Here is a 513-nt window from a genome sequence, read left to right as displayed (position 1 = left end):
GGCCTCCGACATCATCGGTAACGAGGGTGGTGACCGAACCCTTGTCCGGATCTGCCGCAATCGCCTCGAAGCCGCCGCCGGTGATCTCGCCGACCGAGATGGTGATGCTTTCCGAGCCTTCGGCCAGCGCGTCGTCGATCGTGCTCAGATCAAATTCGACCGAACTCTGCCCGGCCGGAATGGTGACCGAGGTGACCGCGGTGTAGTCCGAGCCATCGGTAGCGGTGCCGGAATAGGTGAGCTTGATGGTGACGTCGGTGGCGGCCGGCTGGCTCAGGCTGACGGTGAACTTGGCGGTCTCGCCCTCAGTGACCGAGCCGGAGGCCGGGCCGGTGATGGAGACCAGACAGGTGTCCTCAGCTCCAGGCGTGCCGCCGCCCGGGCCGCCGACATCATCGGTAACGAGGGTGGTGACCGAGCCCTTGTTCGGATCCGCCGCGATGGCCTCGAAGCCACCACCGGTGATCTCGCCGACCGAGATGGTGATGCTTTCCGAGCCCTCGGCCAGCGCGT

1 protein-coding gene is annotated in these 513 nt (G+C 66.3%); it reads right to left on the bottom strand.

Annotated elements, in window-relative coordinates; genetic code table 11:
- Positions 1 to 513: immunoglobulin-like domain-containing protein (locus HZU84_RS20060; RefSeq protein ID WP_180693128.1), on the bottom strand; the 513-nt coding region annotated here is incomplete at both ends.

The sequence above is a fragment of the Sphaerotilus sulfidivorans genome, from assembly GCF_013426975.1.
GTDB lineage: Bacteria > Pseudomonadota > Gammaproteobacteria > Burkholderiales > Burkholderiaceae_C > Sphaerotilus > Sphaerotilus sulfidivorans.
Note: the sequence above shows the minus strand (reverse complement) of the source record. Positions and strands in the feature narration are given on the sequence as shown.